1 pseudogene is annotated in these 299 nt (G+C 36.5%); it reads right to left on the minus strand.

Features of this window, described 5'->3' with window-relative positions:
* A pseudogene (gene groEL, locus AYC59_RS08355) lies at positions 1-182 on the minus strand (chaperonin GroEL); the annotation flags it as partial.
* Positions 183-299: the final 117 nt, after the last annotated feature.

The following is a 299-nucleotide window of genomic DNA, read 5'->3' on the forward strand; positions in this document are numbered from 1 at the left end:
CCTATTCCTTCTCCACCATCTATTCTATATTCTCGCATACCTTTATATATTTGAACTAAAGCAGTTCCTCCACCCGCAACTTCCCCTTCTTCTACTGCATCACGAGTTGCATTCACTGCATCTTCTAGTCTCATTTTCTTTTCTTTCATTTCTTCTTCTGTAGCTGCACCTCCCTTAATCACTTCTACCCTTCCTGCAAGTTTTGCACGTCTTTCATGTAATTTTTCTTTTTCATATTGTTATTTAGTTTCTTCTATCTGTGATTTTATCTGATTATTTCTTTCCACTCTTTCATCTGA

Source organism: Pseudostreptobacillus hongkongensis (assembly GCF_001559795.1).
GTDB classification, from domain to species: domain Bacteria; phylum Fusobacteriota; class Fusobacteriia; order Fusobacteriales; family Leptotrichiaceae; genus Pseudostreptobacillus; species Pseudostreptobacillus hongkongensis.